Here is a 19,926-nt window from a genome sequence, read left to right on the forward strand (position 1 = left end):
CAAACATTTAGGTTTAGTAAATTGGATAAAAGCAAAACGTAAAATAAAGTTAATTAAAAAATACAATGAATACTAAATCAAAAATTTTAATAGTTAATCCTTTATTTAGAGACTTATTTATAAATCATAGTCAAAATATTTTAAAAAATAAATTTGAAGTAGATGAGTTTTTTATTCATAAAAATAATAGAACAAACAACTTTTCAAAATATTTCCATAAGGTAATTAATCTGATTAATATACATTTTCTGAAGAAAAGAGATTATTATAAAAGATTAGAAAAAAAAAGACAATCTAATTACTATCAATATTGCTTGAATAATGTTAAAAATAAACGATATGATAAAATTTTAATTTGTAGAGGAGATAGATTGCCCCATTTTGTTTTAAAAAATCTACAAATTCAATCAAAAAAAATGATTAATTATCAATGTGATGGGGTAGAAATGTGTCCAGATATATTTAAAAAAAAGAAATATTTTACCTCAATATATAGTTTTGAAAAAGAAGATATTATTAAATATCCTGATTTAGATTTAAAGTTTATTACAAATTTTTATTTCAACTATAATCCCATGATAAATAAAAAAGCAGATGTTGATTTTTATTATTTAGGAGTGGGTTTAGAAGATAGAATTAAAATGCTAGATCAATTTACACAAAAATTTAAGAATTTTAATGCTAAATTTTTAGTAACTAGTACTAAACCAAATAATTTACCAAAAAGTGTAACTCATTTAAAAGAAATTGTGAATTATCAATCTAATTTGGATTATACAATTATGTCTAAATGTATAATTGATTTAAAAATGGATGTACATAATGGATTGTCATTTAGATTTTTTGAAGCGTTATATTATCAGAAAAAACTTATTACGAATAATACTGATATTATTAATTATGAATTTTATAATCCAAATAACATAATGATTATTGATTATAATAATTATACACAAGCTTCTGTTTTAGAATTTTTGGATAAGGAATATATTAATATAGATAGTGAAATTATAAATAAGTATTCTTTTGATAATTGGTTAAAAAGAATTTTAGAGTTAGAATAATGCCATCAGTCCTTTTTATATACAAAAACACTAATCTTGCTACACAGTTTACCAAACATTTTAAGCTGAATGGTTATGATGTATACGAGTTTTATGACGAAGAAATTCCGTATTATGAATTTTCTACGCTTCAACGATTAGAGAATATTTATCATCGCCTTGTAAAAAAAGACACACAACATATACATACAATCAATCACCGTAATTTTATTAAGCTTACGAACAAAAAATTAAATCAGTTAACAAAACAAAACCTACAATTTGATTTTTGTTTTGTGGTAAGAGGTGATCTTGTCCCAGAAAATGTGTTACACTATGCACGCTCTATTTCTGATAAAATGATCGATTATCAATTGGATGGATTATCTGTGTCTGCAAAGATTTTAGATTATGACAAACTATTTGATCAAATCTATGTTTTTGATGAGCAAGATGTAAAAGATTATCCTAATTACAACCTAAAAGCGATAACAAACTGTTATTTTGAAGAAGCGAATGAAATTCATAAAACAATTGATTTTTCTTATATAGGAGTTAATACTGAAGATCGATTTGAATTGTTAGAGCAATTTTATCTGACTTTAAAAAAGATAAATGCAGCTTATAAAATTCAATTTAACTTAAAACAAGATGAATTTCATCCCTATCATTCAGATAAATTAATCATGTTAGATAAATCAATTACGTATCAACAATCTTTAGAATTGAGTAATCAATCAAAAGTCTTAATTGATTTGAAACGTAATGAACACAATGGTTTATCGCTTCGTTTTTTTGAAGCAATAAATTATCATAATAAAATTATTACAAATAATCCAGCAGTTAAAAATTACAACTTTTACCATCCAAATAATATCTTTATTACAGATTTCACAAACTTTGATGGATTAGAAGAATTTATTAATTTACCCTATCATAAACTGGCAGAAGAAATTACTAATCAATACAATTTTAAGTATTGGATAAAAAATATATTAAAAATAACTGATTAATTTAAGTTTAAATTTATCCAAATTAGAAATTCTAAGATTAGGATTATTTTTAATAATAGTCGAAATAAAACTTGTTTTAAAAGCATAATATAAAAAAAGAGAAGAATCTATTTTAGATATTTGCCATGGTTTTGTTTTACCAACATAATGATAAATTGTAAACCAATTATTTCTTTTTTTATTTAGAAAATTAGATTTAATGGCATTTAATAATATACGAAAATATGTTATTTTATATGTAATAGGATTATTAAATTCATTTGAAATCATTTTGACACCACCATTTCGGTAAAAAACTGAGTTAAATAAATCTTGATCCTGAAAAATAGGTTTTTTTATTTGGTTGATTGAATCAAAAAGTTTTTGATCAATTTTTTTCTCCCGAATTTCAGCTAAATTCAATAACATCACGCCTGCGTTGAAATATTGTGAAATATCATTCATTTGTAAATGTTGATTAAAATAAGCTAATGTGAATAGTGCGTCAGATTGTTCTGTTAAAATTCGCTGTACATATATACTTGGGCTTGTGATTGCAACTTTATTTTCAAAATCGATAGTTGTATAAAATGAAATATCATTATCAATTATCAAATCGCTATCTAAATATAGAATTCGATCATAATTTTTAAATAGCTCAGGAATATAAAATCGATAGTAGGTACTTGCGTTCATATAAGAATTTAAATAAAATTTTGAAGTATCAAGATTATCAAGATAAATAAAATTAAGATTGAAATTTTTATGTGCTTTAATTAATTGATAACCTTTCGCTTTATTTTCTTCAGAAATATATTCAGTTAATACATTTATCTCATATTGAGTGGAAGAAATAGAATTGGAAATAATAGATTGTATTACAACAGCAGTATATTTGAAATAATTATTGTCACAAGTAAAAACAATAGGTAAAATATTCATTTTTATAATAGTTACATTTGTTGTGTAAATATATTATTTTTTATATTAGAGAAAGAATTAAAATGCAAAAACTAAAAAATGCGCTTGCAGTTCTATTAGGTAAAGCAATAGCGACTAAAATATTACCTAAAAAAGAAATTCATTTTAAGAATGAAGAATTTACGACAGAGGAAACAGAATGGTTAAATTCTATTTCGGTAGAGTTTCTATTTGCAGAATTTGGAGAAGAAAGAACAAATGGAGGAGGGACAAGTTTTGATACCGAAAATAGATTAAATCCATCACTCAAAACGTTGCGTCAGTATTTTCCAAATGCAAAATATACAGTTTACAGTGATTTTGACCTGAATGTTGATGGGGTAGAATTAATAAAAGTAACTTCTCCAGTAATAGATAAAGAACATTCTCGATATGGTTATCGAACTGCGGACTATTATAAATTTATGGCTTTGGTAAATTCTACTTCAGATTTTAAATGTATTTTAGACAGTGACATGCAGGTAGTTTCATCAGATATTATTACACTAATTAAGTTAACACATAAATTTGGTTTTTGTGTGCCTTACAATAATCGGCAGCTGCTAAGACAAGACATGATGATTTCGAAAGATACACAACATATAGATGATGAATCTAAAGGTTTGGGGCATTCTTATAATCAAAGCCCGATGACTTTGTGGAAAAATGACGAACGTGGAAAATTATTTTATACGACTTGTGCAGAAACAATGCAGAAAGATCCGTCAAGAGCATCTTTGGTCATGTGGAAAGCAGCATGGCAAACAGGAATTTATCCGTATATTTTACCTAAACAATGGTGTGTTTGCGAATCGGATGAAGGGATTGGAGAAGAAGTTATATTACATGTAGGGCATACAAGTGTAAAAGAATATTACAATGATAATAGGTAAAGGGCTTATAGCAAATTTGTTTACAGAAGTAGACTCGGATGAGGTTGTGTTTTTTGCATCGGGAGTATCTAATTCTTCTGAAACTAGAAAAGAAGAATTTTTTCGCGAACAAATTTTGGTAGAGGAAACGATAAACAATCATCCCAAAAAAATATTTATTTATTTCAGTACCTGCTCTATTTATGATTCGTCGAAATATAATTCGCCCTATGTATTACACAAATTACATATAGAAGAGGTTATCAAACAAAATACTTCGTCTTATTTAATTTTGAGAGTAAGTAACGCTGTTGGTGTAGGAGGAAATCCTAATTTGTTAATGAATTATTTATCACGACAAATATTGAATAATCAAGAATTAACAGTTCATCAACACGCAACTCGTAATTTGATTGATGTGGAAGATGTGAAAAACATTACATTGAGATATATTGAATCTAAAGATTGGAACAAGATTATAAATGTTGCCTACACCGATAATTTTACTATCCTAGAAATTATTAATGCTTTTGAAGTGAATTATAATAAAATTGCGCAAAAAAATATCCAAAATAAAGGCGAACATTATTCTATTGATGTTCACGAATTAGATTATGAATTTTCTCTAAAATCTAAAAAAGAATATTTAACACAACTTATAGAAAACTATTATTTATGAGTGATTTAAATAGATTAGCTATAGTAATACCTCTTTATAAAATAGATTTTTTTGAAGAGACTTTAAATTCAATATGTAATCAAACTGATAAAAGATTTAATCTGTATATTGGAAATGATGCGAGTAGTTCAGATTTTGAAGAAATTATTAAGTCATATAAAGAAAAATTTGATTTTACGTATCAATTTTTTAAAAACAATTTAGGAGGAGAAGGTCGATTGGTTGAGCAATGGGAAAGATGTATCGCTTTATCAAATAATGAAGAATATATTCAAATATTAGGTGATGATGATTTTATTAGCTCCAATTTTGTTGAGACTTTTTATCAAATCTTAGATAAGAAGAAAACATTTGATCTTCTTCGGTTTAAAATGCTGAAAGTATCTTCGGAAAGTGAAGTTTTACAAGAATTTAATCAAATAAAAAATATTAATTCAACTCAACATTTATTAAATGATTTAAATCAAATGTATTGGATTTCAATTTCTGAAAATATCTTTTCTAGAAGGGTTTATAATAATATTGGTATCAACAAATATCCATTAGCTTGGCGAAGTGATGCGATGTTGGTTTTTGAATTTGGGTTAAGAAATATTGAAGTTACAAATCTAGCATACGTTGCAATAAGAAGAAGTGATGTTCAATTAACAATGACTAGTAATCCAATACATCTTTCTTATAAGAGAAAAGCAATGGGACGATTTTATACAGATCTTCTTGAAAATTATTCTGATTATTTTGATTATAATACACGAATATTATTTTCGAAGAATATCATATTTTATGAAGAGAAATTAACGTCTAAAACTAAAAAAATATTAATTAAAGCAACGTCAGGATTGAATTATTTGAAATTAATTATGAAAAAGTATTTTACTAATTAAATCTATCCTTCATAACGTTTCTTAAAAATTTTGTACCCTATATTAATAGGAAGATTTAGTAGTAGATTTTCCTTTTTTTGTTCTTTTGTAAAATCAGCACTCAAATAATCAGAAATTGTAAGTGAAGGTGCTTTTTTCATTCGAGCATAATTTGTTTTGAAATATTCTTCATCTTTTAACACCTTCCATTGCATTTGAAGAATTAATTTTTTGAAATTAACGATCCAGCCACGAATTAGTTTTTTTCGGTTTTTATCTGAAGTTTTTTCAAAAGATCTTGTAACCCATTCTAATATTGTTTGATGATTTTCTGAATTCTTTTTTGTACGATTAAAAATGACAGAATTGGCGTGTAAGTAATAATTGTACGTAATATCTTTTATTACAGAAAGTGAATTTATTTTCTCCATAACATGAAACATCCAAAGCTCATCTTGGGCGTATAAACCTGGGATAAAATAAATATTATTTTCTTTAATAAAACTTAGTTTTATCAATTTATTCCAAGAACTAACAGGAAATGCACCTTTACAATAAGCATTAAAAATAGCCTCATTATCATTGAATATTAATTTAGAAAAATCTGTTGGAAAGCCAAAGTCTTTAGTTGATCCATCAAAAGTGTTGATCCATCTGTTTTGAGCAATTACCATTTGAGTATTCTCTGTAGATACATTTTTTACCAATTTTTCTATACAATCACTCGTTATATCGTCATCGCTGTCTAAAAAATAAATGTATTCACCAGTAGAATTATCAATTCCTGTATTTCTAACAACAGATAAACCACTATTTTCTTTGTGATGAAGTAATTTGATATTAAGATTAAGATTATTTTCTATAAATTTTTCAATCAAAGAGATACTATTGTCTGGTGTACAATCATTAATAAGTATAATCTCAATATTTTGATATGTTTGTGCTTTTACAGACTCTAAACATCTGGTAATGTAATTTTCACATTTATAAACAGGAATATTGATACTAACTAAAGGCGTGTTCATGTAATTGGTTTTATAATACAAATTTAACTAAAAAGTTAATAAGATAGAATTTCAACTTAGTGTTCTTTTAATTAAGTGGTTATTAATTCTAATTATTGTAAATTTGTTAATTAAACCAAACTAACAACTATGAAACAAAAATATGATTATTTAATTATCGGTGCAGGTGTATTTGGGGCTGTTTCGGCTCACGAATTAACTAAGAAAGGCTATAAATGTCTTGTAATTGAGAAAAGAAATCATATAGCAGGTAATTGTTTCACAGAGAATGTAGAAGGTATCAATGTACACAAATATGGTGCGCATATTTTTCATACAAACGATCAATCTATTTGGAATTATGTAAATCAATTTGCAGAATTTAATCGTTATACAAACTCTCCTATCGCCAATTATAAAGGTGAAATCTATAATTTACCTTTCAATATGAATACTTTTCATCAATTATGGAAAGTTAAAACACCTACAGAAGCACAAGAGATTATTAAGAAACAAGCCGAAGAATTTGGGGTTAAAAATCCATCAAATCTAGAAGAACAAGCTATTTCTTTAGTTGGAACAGATATTTACAACAAATTAATCAAAGAGTATACGGAGAAACAATGGGGAACTTCGGCAACAAATTTACCTGCATTTATCATCAAGCGTTTACCTGTTCGTTTTACTTATGATAACAATTATTTTAACGATAAATATCAAGGAATTCCAATAGGAGGATATACCCAGATTTTTGAAAAATTATTAGAAGGTATTGAAGTTCGCTTAGAAACAGATTATTTTGAAAATAGAGAAGACTGGAATAGTATTGCTGAAAACATTATCTATACAGGACCTATTGATGCTTTTTTTGATTATCAATTTGGACAACTTAATTATAGAAGTTTACGTTTCGAAAATGAAATTCTAAATCAAGAAAATTATCAAGGAGTTGCAGTTGTTAACTATACATCACACGACGAAAAATTTACGAGAATTATAGAGCACAAGCATTTTGAATATGGGACACAACCCAAAACATATATTACAAGAGAATATTCGGATGACTGGAATTTAGAAAAAGAACCTTATTATCCAATTAATAATAAAGAGAATGATGATGTTTTTTCTAAATATAAAAATTTAAGTAAAAATAAATCTAATGTTATTTTTGGAGGTCGATTAGCAGAGTATAAATATTACGATATGCACCAAGTTTTTGGTTCTGCTTTAGCTAAAATGAAAAATATTCCGAACAAATAATCAATTATGTCAACAAATAAACCCGCAATAACTTTGTTAATGTGTAATTTTAACAATGCACATTATCTGAAAAAGGGAATTGAAAGTGTTTTAAATCAAACCTATAAAAATTTTGAATTACTAATTCTAGATGATTGTTCTACAGATGAATCAGTTGAAATTATCAAAGAATATGTACCCAAAGATGAACGTATTTCTTTTTATCAACAAAAACAAAATGGTGGATATGGACAAGCAATTTATGATGCGATAAATCTTGCAAAGGCAGATTATGTTGGTATTATTGATCCAGATGACGCTTTAGTTCCAGATGCTTTAGAGGTAATGTTGACACGATTACAAGAAAAACCTCAATTGGTAGGTTTGTATTCTCAACATTGGATTTGTGACAAGGATCTTAATCCTGTAGAAATTTGTAAAACGAGTACAAAAATTCCAGAAGGTATTTCTTATTTAGAATATGGAAAATCTGCAATGACACATTTTTTTGTTTTTAATAGATTAAAGTTTATTGAGAATGGAAATATAGATCGTACAATGCGAAATGCATTAGATCAAGATTGGTATTATAAAGTAGAAGAGGTTGGTGAGATTGATTTTGTAGAGCAACCTTTGTATTTTTATAGAATATCTCCAACAGGAATTTCCCAAGGATTCAAGAAAAGTTATATAACTTATCGTGATCATCATATTATAAAAGAACGTGCATTAGATCGTCGTAAAATTTTTGGTAAAAAGCGAAATGAAATTTTAGGAAAATCGAGATCAGAAGTAATGTACAAGAAGTTTAATTATTTGTTAAGTGAAAAAAATCCAGCATTTTTAATTCCCTTAACCGAATGTTTTTTCAGAAGTCCTGTCTCTACTACACAAGCTATTTTATATAAATTGAAAAAGTAAATGGATATTATCATTAAATCGTTTAATCGTCCGTATTATTTGGATCGATGTATTCTATCTATTTTAAAAAATGTAAAAGGTGATTTCAAAATTAAGATTGTAGATGATGGTACACCAAAAAAGTACCTAGAAAGGATAAAAGGAAAGTATCAAGTAGAAATTATTCCTACAATTAATTATCTTCAAAAATCAAAAAATATTGAAGAAGGAAAAGAAAATAATGGTTTTGTAATTCCCACAGAAAGCTGGAGGAAAGCTGTAGAGGAAGCTTCAGACTATTTTTTAATAACGGAAGATGATGTCTGGTTTACAAATCAAATCAATTGTAATGAATTGATTGAAGAGATGAAATCTAATCAAATACATTTGACAAAGCTGGGAATTCTTGGAATTTATTCTGATGATAATTATGCTGAAATCAAACCAATTTCAAAGAATTTAGAAACAACATATCCATTAAAAACGTTTACGTCAAATCAATTTGTGATGGATTTATTTATGTTCAATAAATTGAAATTCTTTACGATTCTCTATAAGTTAGGTTTGGCTGATAATCAAACAAAACGTAAATATTGGATTCTCAACTCTATTTTGATGGGAATATACAACAAAGAATATTGGTTGTATATGTGGAAAGATTCTGTCAATTTGTTAGATGAAAAAATTCAACTTCGTAATGCTGGTGTATGGTTTGGTAAACATAAAACTAACAAAAATATAGTGGTTAGAACAAAGCAGGAAAAGATGAAAACGACATTCAAATCCTCTGCATCTGGTCATTATCATGATTATGAACTTAATTTATCAATTGACAAAGTGAATCACATTCTAAACGAAGCTTGGTTAAGAGAAGAGTTTGATGTGATGGAAAATTATCCAAAAGATTTTTCGGATGTTTATATCAAAAAGTTTTTAGAGCAAGAAAATCATCCTGATGCTCAATATGTAGAATGGGTAAAATGGGCAGATAAATTTCGCCAACAATACCGTAATTTAGGTGCAGAAGTAGAATAAAATATGATAAATAATAATAAAAATTTTATACCTGCACTGACAGGTTATAGAGCAATAGCAGCTTGGATAATTTTTATCTATCATTTTTTTCCATTCGCTAAAACTACTATACCAGATATAATCCGAAATGTAGTATCACAATTTCATTTTGGTGTTGATTTATTTTTTGTTTTAAGTGGATTTTTGATTACATATAGATATTATAATCAATCTAAAATTGATTTCAAACAATATATGGTAAATCGATTTGCTCGTATTTATCCCATGTATTTTTTGTTGACAGTTTTGGTTTTTTTAGTAGGATTTATTAAAACAAATACTTGGACTTTAGAGCAGACTAAAGAACTTATCTTTTCTGTTACAATGACAAAGGCTTTTTTTAGTGAATATTTTTTAGTAGGTGTTCCACAAGGCTGGACATTAACATTAGAAGAGATGTTTTATCTTACAGCACCAATATACTTCTTGTTCATCAAAAAAAATATGAAATGGCTTTTTATATTACCTGTTTTAATTTTTGTTTTAGGTTTTATATTAAAAAATATTACAGCTATTTCAATTAATGAGATTGGTTTTTTACAAACTGGTATTCATGTTTTTATATTTGAATTTTTTGCAGGTATTTCTTTAGCAGTCTTAATTCTACATAAAAAAATTGAGTTTAAATACTATTGGGTTACATATTTTGGACTCGGAATTATTATGATATATTTATTTGGAAAATCCTATATTGGTATGATAATCAATTCTAATTCATCTATTATAAGAGCAATAGAAGTTATATTTCTGTCTTATTTAGGCGTAATTCCATTACTGTGGGGGTTAATAAATGAAAAAACTTTTATTCAACGATTTTTAGCAAGTAAGCACATGGTTGTTCTAGGTAAAAGTTCTTATATATTCTATTTAATACACAAAGGTTTCATTCCTGTTTTTATTAATGATTATGTGATTGAAAATAAATTTATTTTATTTATAATTTTAAATCTACTTTCGGTGATTATGTTTTATACATTAGAAGAGCCAATTAATCGATATATTAGAAAAAAATATAAAAGACCTTAGGATTTTTCTAAGGTCTTTTATAATATTTAAAAAGAATGTAATGTTCTTATTCTTGTACCAAAAGGCGGAAACCTTCACCGTGAATATTCACAATTTCTACTGCAGGATCTTTCTTTAGGTATTTACGTAATTTCGCAATATAAACGTCCATAGAACGAGATGTAAAATAATTATCATCATGCCAAATACGCGTTAATGCGATTTCACGTGGCATTAAATCATTTTTATAAACAGCTAATAAACGTAATAACTCGTTTTCTTTTGGCGAAAGTTTTTGCGACTTACCATCAAAAATTAATTGTCTCAATTTAGCATTGAAAGTAAATTTACCAATCTTGAAATCTTCTTGTTCAAATTTTTCTTCTTCACCAGAATTACGTTGTAAAACGGCTTTTATTTTGTACAATAAAACTTCAGAATCAAATGGTTTTAATACATAATCATCTGCTCCAATTTTATAACCATTTAAAACATCCTCGCGCATGTTTTTTGCCGTTAAAAATATGATTGGTTGTTCGCTTTTTAATTCTTTGATCTCTTTACCTAATGTAAACCCATCTTTTTTGGGCATCATTACGTCTAAGATACATAAATCATAATCACTTTCTTTAAATTTGGTAAGACCATCCTCACCATCGATTGCGTGCGTTACGTCATAATCGTTTATAACCAAATAATCCTTTAATACGCTTCCAAAGCTTGGATCATCTTCTACTAAAAGTAATCTTTGTTTATCACTCATTGATTTATGATTTTAAAGGAATTTTAATGAAAAAGGTACTTCCTTTTCCTGGAGTGCTTTCTGCCCAAACTTGTCCGCCATGTAGCTGGACAATTTTTTTAACATAAGCCAAACCAAGTCCATGACCTTTTACATTGTGTACATTTCCTGTTTCTTCTCTATAAAATTGTTCAAATATTTTTTTCAGAACATTCGGGGACATTCCCATTCCTTTATCCGAAATTTCGATTATAAAGTTATTTTCCTTGTTATAGGTTTTTACTTTAATATCGGGTGTGTTTGGCGAATACTTTCGGGCATTATCCAACACATTAATAACGATATTTTCTAAATGAAAAGGATCTCCTTTAACAAATGAATGTTCTGCGTTGTATTCTTCAAATATTGTACCATTTCTTTCTTCGACAATAAATCTTATCGGCTCAACACTTTTTTGAACAACACCATTTAAGTTAACTTCCTGAAAATTCATATCCATTTGATTACGATCAAGTTTCGACATGCGCAAAACCATCTCTACGTGAGCATTCATACGCTTGTTTTCTTGTTTTATCAAATCGGCATAATATTTTACTTTTTCAGGATCATTGTATATTTTTTCGTTTCGCAAGGCATCTGATGCAATATTAATTGTCGCAATAGGTGTCTTGAATTCGTGTGTCATATTATTGATGAAATCCGTCTTTATTTCCGAACTCTTACGCTGTATTTGCATATAGTAAATGGATAATGAAAATACGGTAATAATAATCATTGTCAAAATAAATGTTAAAGAAATAACAGGTACAGTAGGTGCAATAATGGCTAATTTTCTGTTTTTGAAATTTGCAGCAAGATAATATTGTACATGGTCGTTACGGTCTAAAAATAAAGGAACCATAAATTCTACTTTATTTGGATCAAAATCTTTTGACTTAACAACTGTAATTGCCGAATCTTTTGTAAGAACTGCAAGTTGTGGATCTGCTTGTAAAATTCCTCTATTTTTTAATTCAATTTTAAAGATAGAGTCTAACATTTTATATGAAACACGCTTATCTATAGGTGTTGTTCCTGCATCCCAACGAGCTGCACTTTCTAGTGTAAATGTACCATCTTGTAAAGATTGTTCTAAATTAAGGTTAAGATTTGGAATTCCTTTAGAAGTTGAATCTTTATTTATTTTGAATACTCTCTCTTGCGAATAAATATTAGCTCTAGTTAAACTATCATTGTATTCGCCCGAAACTGGTAACATAGATTTTTCGACAACATAGCGTGTGACATACGCATAAGTAGTTCCCAAAGAATCTTTTATCACATGGTTTGTAACAACTTGTGGTTTATCTTTATTTGATTTTAAATCAGTTTGTATATTACTGAATTTCTTGTAATATTTATCTAATTCGTTTTTATTAACTTTCTCAGTTGTGAAATTCATGGCTTGATATACGCCATTGCTAAAATTATCTGTTCCTGTTTTTAAGGTTAGGTTTAACCAATAAAACTGAATGATAATTAAGCCGATAAGTGCAATACTCATCACTACAATTAAGATTTTATAAAATCCTTTTCTCATTTATTTAATTTGAATTTATAAAGTTATAGTAGTTTTTTTATTTTGATGAATGTCTTTTCAACTTCATTTTTTAAATGTGCCAAATCGTCATTATTGTCTATAATAAAATCTGATTTTTGGATACGTTCTTCATCCGAAATCTGATTATTAATTCGTGCCATAACTTGTTCTTCCGTAAAACCATCGCGCGCCATTATTCGTTGAATTCTTTTTTCTTTATTCATAAGAACACTAATTACGACATCACAATCTTTATAACTTCCACTTTCTATTAATATAGCAGCTTCTTTCATAATAATTTTACTTGTTTGCTTTTTTTTCCATTCTTCGAAATCGTTGAAAACAGCTGGATGAACAATTTGATTTAATTGTTTTAGTTTTTCATTGTTATTAAAAACTTGTTTTGCAATATAATCACGATTTAAACCTGATTCGTTATACGCTTCATGACCAAAAGCTTCTATAATTTTAACTTTTACTTCAGAGTTTTCGTTCTGAATAATCTTTGCTCTTGTGTCCGAATTGTAAACAGGTACACCTAATTCTTCGAAAAACTTTGCCGCAGTTGTCTTACCAGAGCCTATGCCTCCTGTGATTCCTGCTATAAATGGTTGATTGTTTTTCATGGTTTGAAGTTAAAAAAATGCCGAAGAATAATTTCTCCGGCATTCAGTTAAATATATGTTAACCTTATAATTAGTTTTTTTCCTCTACTGCTTTTTCTACTTTATCAGTAGTTTTAGCATAACGAGCAGCTGTTAATTCTCTAGAAATTGCAGCTTTTTCAAATTTGATTTTACCAGCTCCAGTCTCAATAACTACGGCATCATCATAAATTTCGTTGATTTTTCCGTGAATTCCAGATGTTGTTACAACTTGGTCACCACGTTTTATATCTGTTTGAAATAATTTTTCTTGTTTAGCTTTCTTTTGTTGTGGACGAATCATGAAGAAATACATAATTACGAACATACCACCAAACATTAAAATCATAGACATTCCGCCACCTTGAGCACCAGCTTGTAAAAAGATTGTTTGAATCATTTGTATATTTTATTGATTAAAATTATTGTCCAAATGCTTGTTGCGCATTTTGATCACTCGCTGTAGCACCAGTTACGTTTGCTGTAATGTCAAATTTTTCGTGACCATTTACAGTATTTGTAACTAAAGTAACAGTTTTTTGTTGTTTTCCATTCATATTACCAGCTGTGTATTGTACTTTGATAGAATCTGTACCACCAACTGGAATTGGTTTTGTAGGAAATTCTGGAACTGTACATCCACATGTTGCTGATGCATCACGAATAACTAATGGTGATTTACCATCGTTTTTGAATTTGATATATGTTTCTACTTTAGAATTTGCTGTTACATCTCCAAAATCATGGCTTGCTTCCGCTAATGTTAATACAGGAGCTGTAGCTGCGTCTACTACGTTTTCAGCTTGTTGTGCTGTTTCATCAGCAGTAAAAGATTCGCTTGCTTTTTTTTCTCCACAAGAACTAACTGCGAATGTTAATGCAATTGCACCTAAAATAAATAATTTGCTTTTCATTTTTATACTTATTTGTCTTAGTCAAATTTAAGAAAAATTAAGGACTATAATAAACCTCTACCGTATTTTGGTAAATTATTATTGTCTTTTAACTCTTTTAAAGTTTTATCTAAGATTCCGTTAACAAAAACACGCGATTTTTCTGTCGAATAATTCTTCGCTAATTCAATGTATTCGTTGATTGTTACTTTTGCTGGAATGTTTGGGAAATGTAAAAATTCTGTCAAAGCCATTTCTAAAATAATTAAATCGATTGTTGCAATACGATCTAATTCCCAGTTTTGTGCTTTTTCATCAATCATATTTTTTGTTTCTGATTGATGACGAATTGTTTTACGAAATAACTCTTCTGTAAATCTCTTATCGTCTGTATCTTTATATACTTTAAACAAAGAAATTAATGGAGAACTACTTTCACGGAAAGATTTTATAGTCGTATGTACCATTGCATTAGCAATATGAACATCATCTGCCCAAGTAATTTGTATACCTTCTAAGTAATCGTATAAATCTTCGTATTCTGCGATTAATTCTACAAAAAAGTTTAATACAAATTCTTGATCTTCTTCATAAGAATTTTTTCCGCTGTTCATGTAATCTTTGTAAAGATCACTTTCTATCAAGCTTTTGTAGATATTGTTAGGATAAGAATCATAAACATCCCAAAGTAAATTCTTGTTATCGCTTGAGTAACGATTTAACTCAAGATTACTTTCTAAAACTCTAAAAACTTTGTTATTCACAAATTTTAGATTTGGATTTAAATCCTCTTGTGTTGGAAAGTTTTTTGATTGTGCAAGTTGAATTCTGTGCTCAGCAATTTCTTTTTGAACTTTGATCAAGTTTAGTATGTAAATGTACAAATCATAGATTTGATCGATACTTTTCATCATATTCTTTTCGACCATTCTTTCCTCGCCTTCAGTTCCTAAACAATTGTAAGCATAGATATTCTGCATTACTTTTTCGCGTAGTTGTCTTCTTCCCAACATAATTTCAATAATATAACGTCTAATAAATTGATGCAAAGGTAAAAAAAAGAATGTAATTTTGTTTTGTGAAATCATTACAAAAATTAAATAAATTTTTATGGAAGTATAAATGGAGAATTATTTTGGGCTTCATTTTTACAATTTGTGCCAATTTTGTACAAGTTTTTTCTGTAACATACATTCGCGAAGCGATTAATACTGTAGAAGAATTATTAAGAAATTATAACCAAAAAGGTACTGATAATCTTGATTTACTGAAAAAAGGTTTGATGTATGCGAGTTTAGCTTTTTTTGGATTTAAAGTTCTTGGTGGAGCTTTGACGGTTGGTACACGACAAATGATAATTGTTGCATCTCGTTATATTGAGTTCGATTTAAAAAATGTGATTTACGATAAATATCAAAAATTATCGTTGTCATTCTACAAAAAACATAAGACTGGCGATTTAATGAATCGTATTACCGAAGATGTAGCGCTTGTCCGTATGTATCTTGGTCCTGGAATTATGTATCCGATTGATTTGGTTTCTCGGGTAATCATAATTGCATATTTTATGATTCAGATTGATAAAGAATTAACGCTTTATACATTGGCGCCTTTGCCTGTTTTATCTTTATTAATATATGGTGTTGCGCGAAATATTAATAAGAAAAGTAAACATGTACAAGAACAACAATCTACGATTTCGTCATCTGTGCAAGATACATTTGCAGGAATTCGTGTTATAAAATCATTCAATTCAGAAGAGTTTATAAAATCAAAATACGAAGTAGAAGCCGATGAATACCAAAAACGAGCACTTAATTTAGCTCAAGTTCAAGCTGCTTTTGGTCCATTGATGGTGGTTGTAGTTGGGGTAAGTAATTTGGTCATTTTATATTTAGGAGGATTAAAATACATTGCAGGAACAATGGATATAGGTTCTATAGCTCAATTTTTCTTATACCTTAATATGTTAATTTGGCCATTTACATCGCTTGGTTGGATTACGATGGTTGTACAACGTGCCGAAGCGTCTATGTTTAGGATTAATGAATTTTTAAATTTTGAATCTGAAATTGTAGAAGGAGAAACAAAAGATTTTCAGATAGAAGGAATAATCGAGTTCCGAAATGTAACATTTGTTTACGAAAATACAGGAATTAAAGCCTTAGATAATGTTTCTTTTATATTAAATAAAGGAGAAACATTGGCTATTTTAGGAAAAACGGGTTCAGGAAAATCGACGATAGCATTGTTAATAACTCGATCGTTAGAACCAACTTCTGGCGAAATTTTAATTGACGGTAAAAATATTCATGAGCTAAGTGTAGAATCTATTCGAAATAAAATTGGTTATGTACCGCAAGAAGCTTTCTTGTTTTCAGACTCATTAACCAACAATATATTATTTGGTTCTGATGAAGTAAACGAACAAATTGCAGAACAGTTTGCCAAAAAAGCTGTTGTACATGATAATATTGATAATTTTAAAGAACGATACGAAACCGTGGTAGGAGAGCGTGGTGTGACACTTTCTGGTGGGCAAAAACAACGTGTATCTATTGCTCGTGCATTGGTAAATGATCCGAGTATTTTAATTTTTGATGATAGTTTATCTGCCGTAGATACAGAAACTGAAGAACAAATTCTGAATAATCTTTCATCAGAGATAAAAAATAAAACAACAATAATTATCACGCATCGTGTTTCATCTGCTAAAAGAGCAGATCAAATTTTGGTGTTAGAAGACGGTCGTGTGCTTGAAAATGGTTCTAATTCTGAATTATTAAACAAACAAGGTTATTATTACGAATTATATAATAAGCAGTTGTTAGACTAAGCTTAGAATATTATTTTAACAAAAAAATAGAATTAAATTGCTTAAAGTGTTGTTATTTTCTTAAATTTTTTTAGATTTGTTAGGAAACATTTAACAATTAAACTCTATTTAGACTTATGAATGAATTAGAAAACCAGGAAAAGGTGGATGCAGAAGGAGTCTTTTCCAAGGTATTAAGAGCTGGCCGCAGGACCTATTTTTTTGATGTGCGCGAAACACGAGCTGGAGATTACTACTTAACAATTACAGAAAGTAAGAAAAACACACAAGATGATGGTGCGGTTTATTATAAAAAACACAAAATTTATTTATACAAAGAAGATTTTGAAAGTTTTAAAGAAATGTTAGACGAAACAACTGATTTTGTTTTTGCACAAAAAGGACAAGAAGTAATTTCGGAAAGACATCAAAAAGATTTTGATTTAAAAACTAAAGTTGAAAGTAAGGAGGACACGCAAGTAGAATCTTTTACCAATATCGATTTTGACGATATTTAGACTTATTAATATGCGTAAAATAAAACCTCCGTTCAAAACTGAACGGAGGTTTTTTATTGATTTATCGTAGAATGATATTTAGTATTAAAAATTCTTGAGGAAATTTCTATTTTATTAAGTAAAATATCAGCTTCAATTTTTAATTTTTTCCATTCATCATGAGTGTCTATATATTCCCAATCCCAAATTTCATTAGGAATTTTATCAACTTTTTCCTTAAATTGTAATAAATCATTTCTGAAAGATTCATCTATTAGATTATTATAAAAAACTGTTTCAAATAAAATAGGAATAAAAGCATAATCCAATTCTTCATATAGTTCGGTTAATGGATCAAATAATATAGGTGCCATTAAATCTAATTTACTTGTATCATAAGTAAAAAGTATAATCGAGTTAATTAAATTAGTGTAATAAAAATCAACATGTTTATCATAATTTTTTAATTCTTTGTTTGTGAAATTCGATCGAATAGAATTATTATCTATTTTCTTTTTATTAATGAATAAATTAAATATTTTCATATAGTTGATTTTTATAAAGATAAGGTTTGTTTATACAAATGTCAAGCTGAATTCATTTCAGCTTCGCATGTTGTGAGATTCTTCGATAAGCTCAGAATGACAATAAAACACAAAAAAACCTCCCAAAGAAATCCTTTGGGAGGTTTGATATTATTATAAATAAGTTAAATCTTAACCTACTAATTCTTCTACTTTATCAGCAGCATCTTTTAAAGTGATTGCAGAGTGAACAGCGAAACCTGATTCATCAATCATTTTCTTAGCGATTTCTGCATTTGTTCCTTGTAAACGAACAATAATAGGAACATTAATTTCGTCACCCATATTGTTGTAAGCATCTAAGATACCTTGAGCAACACGGTCGCAACGTACAATACCACCAAAAATGTTAATTAAAATAGCTTTTACGTTTTTATCTTTTAAGATAATACGGAAACCTTTTTCAACACGTTCAGCATCAGCAGTACCACCAACATCTAAGAAGTTAGCTGGATTACCACCAGATAATTTGATAATATCCATAGTTGCCATTGCTAAACCAGCTCCGTTAACCATACATCCAACATTACCATCTAATTTTACAAAGTTCAAACCAGCTTCACCAGCTTCCACTTCTGTAGCATCTTCTTCTCTTGTATCACGTAAAGCAGCGATATCTGCATGACGGAATAATGAGTTATCATCGATAGAAACTTTAGCATCAACTGCGATAATTTGATCATCAGAAGTTTTAAGAACTGGGTTAATCTCGAACATAGAAGCGTCAATTGCAACATAAGCATTGTATAATGCCGTGATAAATTTAACTCCATCTTTGAAAGCGTTACCTGATAAACCTAAGTTGAAAGCAACTTTACGCGCTTGGAAACCTTGGATTCCTACAGATGGATCAATTTCCTCTGTAAAAATTTTATCTGGAGTGTGCTCTGCAACTTCTTCGATATCCATTCCACCTTCAGTAGAATACATAATCATGTTTTTACCAGTTGCACGGTCTAATAATACAGAAACGTAATACTCTTCTGTTTCAGACTCACCAGGATAATAAACATCCTCAGCAACTAAAACTTGGTGTACTTTTTTACCTTCCGCAGAAGTTTGAGGTGTAACTAATTGCATTCCGATAATATCGTTTGCTCTTTCTTTAACCTCGTCCAAGTTTTTAGCAAGTTTTACTCCTCCACCTTTTCCACGACCACCTGCGTGTACTTGAGCTTTGATTACGTGCCAACCTGTACCTGTTTGTTCTGTTAATTGTTTTGCAGCTTCTACAGCTTCTTCTGGTGTACTTGCTACGATTCCTCGTTGCACTTTCACACCATATTTACTAAGAATTTCTTTTCCTTGATATTCGTGAAGATTCATTTTTTTTGATTTTTCAATTACAAAAATAAAAATATTGTTGATGAATTCTAAATTTTGACATATTAAATTTATCAGCTTATGTAAAATAAGCTAAAAAATTTATTTATTTAGAGAGTACAATATACGATAATTAATGATTTAAGAACGCAAAACAAATGTTATATAAATTTTAAATGGTACTTCATACACTAAAACTAGTTTAATTTAGGCATTTC

21 protein-coding genes are annotated in these 19,926 nt (G+C 28.4%); 11 read left to right on the forward strand and 10 right to left on the reverse strand.

From position 1 onward, the window contains the following. The first annotated feature begins 65 nt into the window (after positions 1–65). Positions 66–1,064: a hypothetical protein gene (locus RSC72_RS02635; RefSeq protein ID WP_332565996.1), complete on the forward strand. Its 999-nt coding sequence runs from the start codon at positions 66–68 to the stop codon at positions 1,062–1,064. After that, positions 1,064–2,056 (forward strand): hypothetical protein, encoded by a 993-nt coding sequence (locus RSC72_RS02640; protein WP_332545655.1) that lies wholly within the window; start codon positions 1,064–1,066, stop codon positions 2,054–2,056. Before RSC72_RS02635 ends, RSC72_RS02640 begins: the two co-directional genes overlap by 1 nt. On the opposite strand, the gene RSC72_RS02645 is transcribed toward RSC72_RS02640, so the two are convergent. Beyond that, entirely contained in the window at positions 2,039–2,977 is a 939-nt protein-coding gene (locus RSC72_RS02645) for a glycosyltransferase family 8 protein (protein ID WP_332578404.1), read from the reverse strand. The two genes, RSC72_RS02640 and RSC72_RS02645, sit on opposite strands and share 18 nt — an antisense overlap. Before the next feature lie 62 nt (positions 2,978–3,039). Here RSC72_RS02645 and RSC72_RS02650 point away from each other — a divergent pair, with 62 nt between their 5' ends. Genes RSC72_RS02650 through RSC72_RS02660 form a run of 3 tightly spaced genes read left to right on the forward strand, consistent with a single transcriptional unit; the run spans position 3,040 to position 5,430 of the window. Beyond that, entirely contained in the window at positions 3,040–3,888 is an 849-nt protein-coding gene (locus tag RSC72_RS02650) for a hypothetical protein (protein WP_332578405.1), read from the forward strand. After that, positions 3,875–4,546, forward strand: a complete 672-nt coding sequence (locus tag RSC72_RS02655) for an NAD-dependent epimerase/dehydratase family protein (RefSeq protein ID WP_332545661.1) — start codon at positions 3,875–3,877, stop codon at positions 4,544–4,546. The genes RSC72_RS02650 and RSC72_RS02655 overlap by 14 nt, the downstream gene beginning before the upstream one ends. After that, positions 4,543–5,430 (forward strand): glycosyltransferase family 2 protein, encoded by an 888-nt coding sequence (locus RSC72_RS02660; RefSeq protein ID WP_332545663.1) that lies wholly within the window; start codon positions 4,543–4,545, stop codon positions 5,428–5,430. Before RSC72_RS02655 ends, RSC72_RS02660 begins: the two co-directional genes overlap by 4 nt. A gap of 2 nt (positions 5,431–5,432) precedes the next feature. On the opposite strand, the gene RSC72_RS02665 is transcribed toward RSC72_RS02660, so the two are convergent. Next, positions 5,433–6,434: a glycosyltransferase gene (locus RSC72_RS02665; RefSeq protein ID WP_332545665.1), complete on the reverse strand. Its 1,002-nt coding sequence runs from the start codon at positions 6,432–6,434 to the stop codon at positions 5,433–5,435. Positions 6,435–6,563: 129 nt separating this feature from the next. Between RSC72_RS02665 and glf the strand changes: the two genes are divergently transcribed. Genes glf through RSC72_RS02685 form a run of 4 tightly spaced genes read left to right on the forward strand, consistent with a single transcriptional unit; the run spans position 6,564 to position 10,652 of the window. Further along, positions 6,564–7,673, forward strand: a complete 1,110-nt coding sequence (glf, locus tag RSC72_RS02670) for a UDP-galactopyranose mutase (protein ID WP_332545667.1) — start codon at positions 6,564–6,566, stop codon at positions 7,671–7,673. A 6-nt stretch (positions 7,674–7,679) separates the two neighbouring features. Next, positions 7,680–8,573, forward strand: coding sequence for a glycosyltransferase family 2 protein (locus RSC72_RS02675; protein ID WP_332545668.1), 894 nt, complete (start codon positions 7,680–7,682; stop codon positions 8,571–8,573). Further along, a complete protein-coding gene (locus tag RSC72_RS02680) occupies positions 8,574–9,587 on the forward strand; it encodes a glycosyltransferase (protein ID WP_332545670.1) in 1,014 nt (337 codons plus the stop codon). Positions 9,588–9,590: 3 nt separating this feature from the next. After that, on the forward strand, positions 9,591–10,652 hold the full coding sequence (locus tag RSC72_RS02685; RefSeq protein WP_332545671.1) for an acyltransferase family protein: 1,062 nt from the start codon (positions 9,591–9,593) through the stop codon (positions 10,650–10,652). 46 nt (positions 10,653–10,698) lie between these two features. On the opposite strand, the gene RSC72_RS02690 is transcribed toward RSC72_RS02685, so the two are convergent. The 6 genes from RSC72_RS02690 to nusB form a co-directional block, all read right to left on the reverse strand. Further along, entirely contained in the window at positions 10,699–11,394 is a 696-nt protein-coding gene (locus tag RSC72_RS02690; protein ID WP_332545672.1) for a response regulator transcription factor, read from the reverse strand. Between the two features lie 4 nt (positions 11,395–11,398). Next, on the reverse strand, positions 11,399–12,952 hold the full coding sequence (locus RSC72_RS02695; protein WP_332545674.1) for a sensor histidine kinase: 1,554 nt from the start codon (positions 12,950–12,952) through the stop codon (positions 11,399–11,401). A gap of 23 nt (positions 12,953–12,975) precedes the next feature. Next, a complete protein-coding gene (gene coaE / locus RSC72_RS02700; protein ID WP_332545676.1) occupies positions 12,976–13,578 on the reverse strand; it encodes a dephospho-CoA kinase in 603 nt (200 codons plus the stop codon). A 70-nt stretch (positions 13,579–13,648) separates the two neighbouring features. Beyond that, entirely contained in the window at positions 13,649–13,996 is a 348-nt protein-coding gene (gene yajC / locus RSC72_RS02705; RefSeq protein WP_332545677.1) for a preprotein translocase subunit YajC, read from the reverse strand. A 22-nt stretch (positions 13,997–14,018) separates the two neighbouring features. Beyond that, positions 14,019–14,510: a DUF1573 domain-containing protein gene (locus RSC72_RS02710; protein ID WP_332545679.1), complete on the reverse strand. Its 492-nt coding sequence runs from the start codon at positions 14,508–14,510 to the stop codon at positions 14,019–14,021. Between the two features lie 44 nt (positions 14,511–14,554). Beyond that, a complete protein-coding gene (gene nusB, locus RSC72_RS02715) occupies positions 14,555–15,577 on the reverse strand; it encodes a transcription antitermination factor NusB (RefSeq protein ID WP_332545681.1) in 1,023 nt (340 codons plus the stop codon). Between nusB and RSC72_RS02720 the strand changes: the two genes are divergently transcribed. Further along, positions 15,568–17,325: an ABC transporter ATP-binding protein gene (locus RSC72_RS02720; protein WP_332545682.1), complete on the forward strand. Its 1,758-nt coding sequence runs from the start codon at positions 15,568–15,570 to the stop codon at positions 17,323–17,325. The genes nusB and RSC72_RS02720 overlap by 10 nt on opposite strands. A gap of 116 nt (positions 17,326–17,441) precedes the next feature. Further along, positions 17,442–17,822: a PUR family DNA/RNA-binding protein gene (locus RSC72_RS02725; protein ID WP_332545683.1), complete on the forward strand. Its 381-nt coding sequence runs from the start codon at positions 17,442–17,444 to the stop codon at positions 17,820–17,822. A gap of 53 nt (positions 17,823–17,875) precedes the next feature. Here the strand turns inward: RSC72_RS02725 and RSC72_RS02730 are convergent, their stop codons facing one another. Together RSC72_RS02730 and sucC are read right to left on the reverse strand one after the other, a co-directional pair. Continuing rightward, the gene (locus RSC72_RS02730; protein ID WP_332566237.1) at positions 17,876–18,346 is read right to left on the reverse strand and encodes a hypothetical protein; all 471 of its coding nucleotides are present in this window, start codon (positions 18,344–18,346) and stop codon (positions 17,876–17,878) included. A gap of 171 nt (positions 18,347–18,517) precedes the next feature. Further along, positions 18,518–19,711 (reverse strand): ADP-forming succinate--CoA ligase subunit beta, encoded by a 1,194-nt coding sequence (gene sucC, locus RSC72_RS02735; RefSeq protein WP_332544819.1) that lies wholly within the window; start codon positions 19,709–19,711, stop codon positions 18,518–18,520. Positions 19,712–19,926 lie beyond the last annotated feature (215 nt).

Source organism: Algoriella sp. (genome assembly GCF_036647415.1).
Classification (GTDB): domain Bacteria; phylum Bacteroidota; class Bacteroidia; order Flavobacteriales; family Weeksellaceae; genus Empedobacter.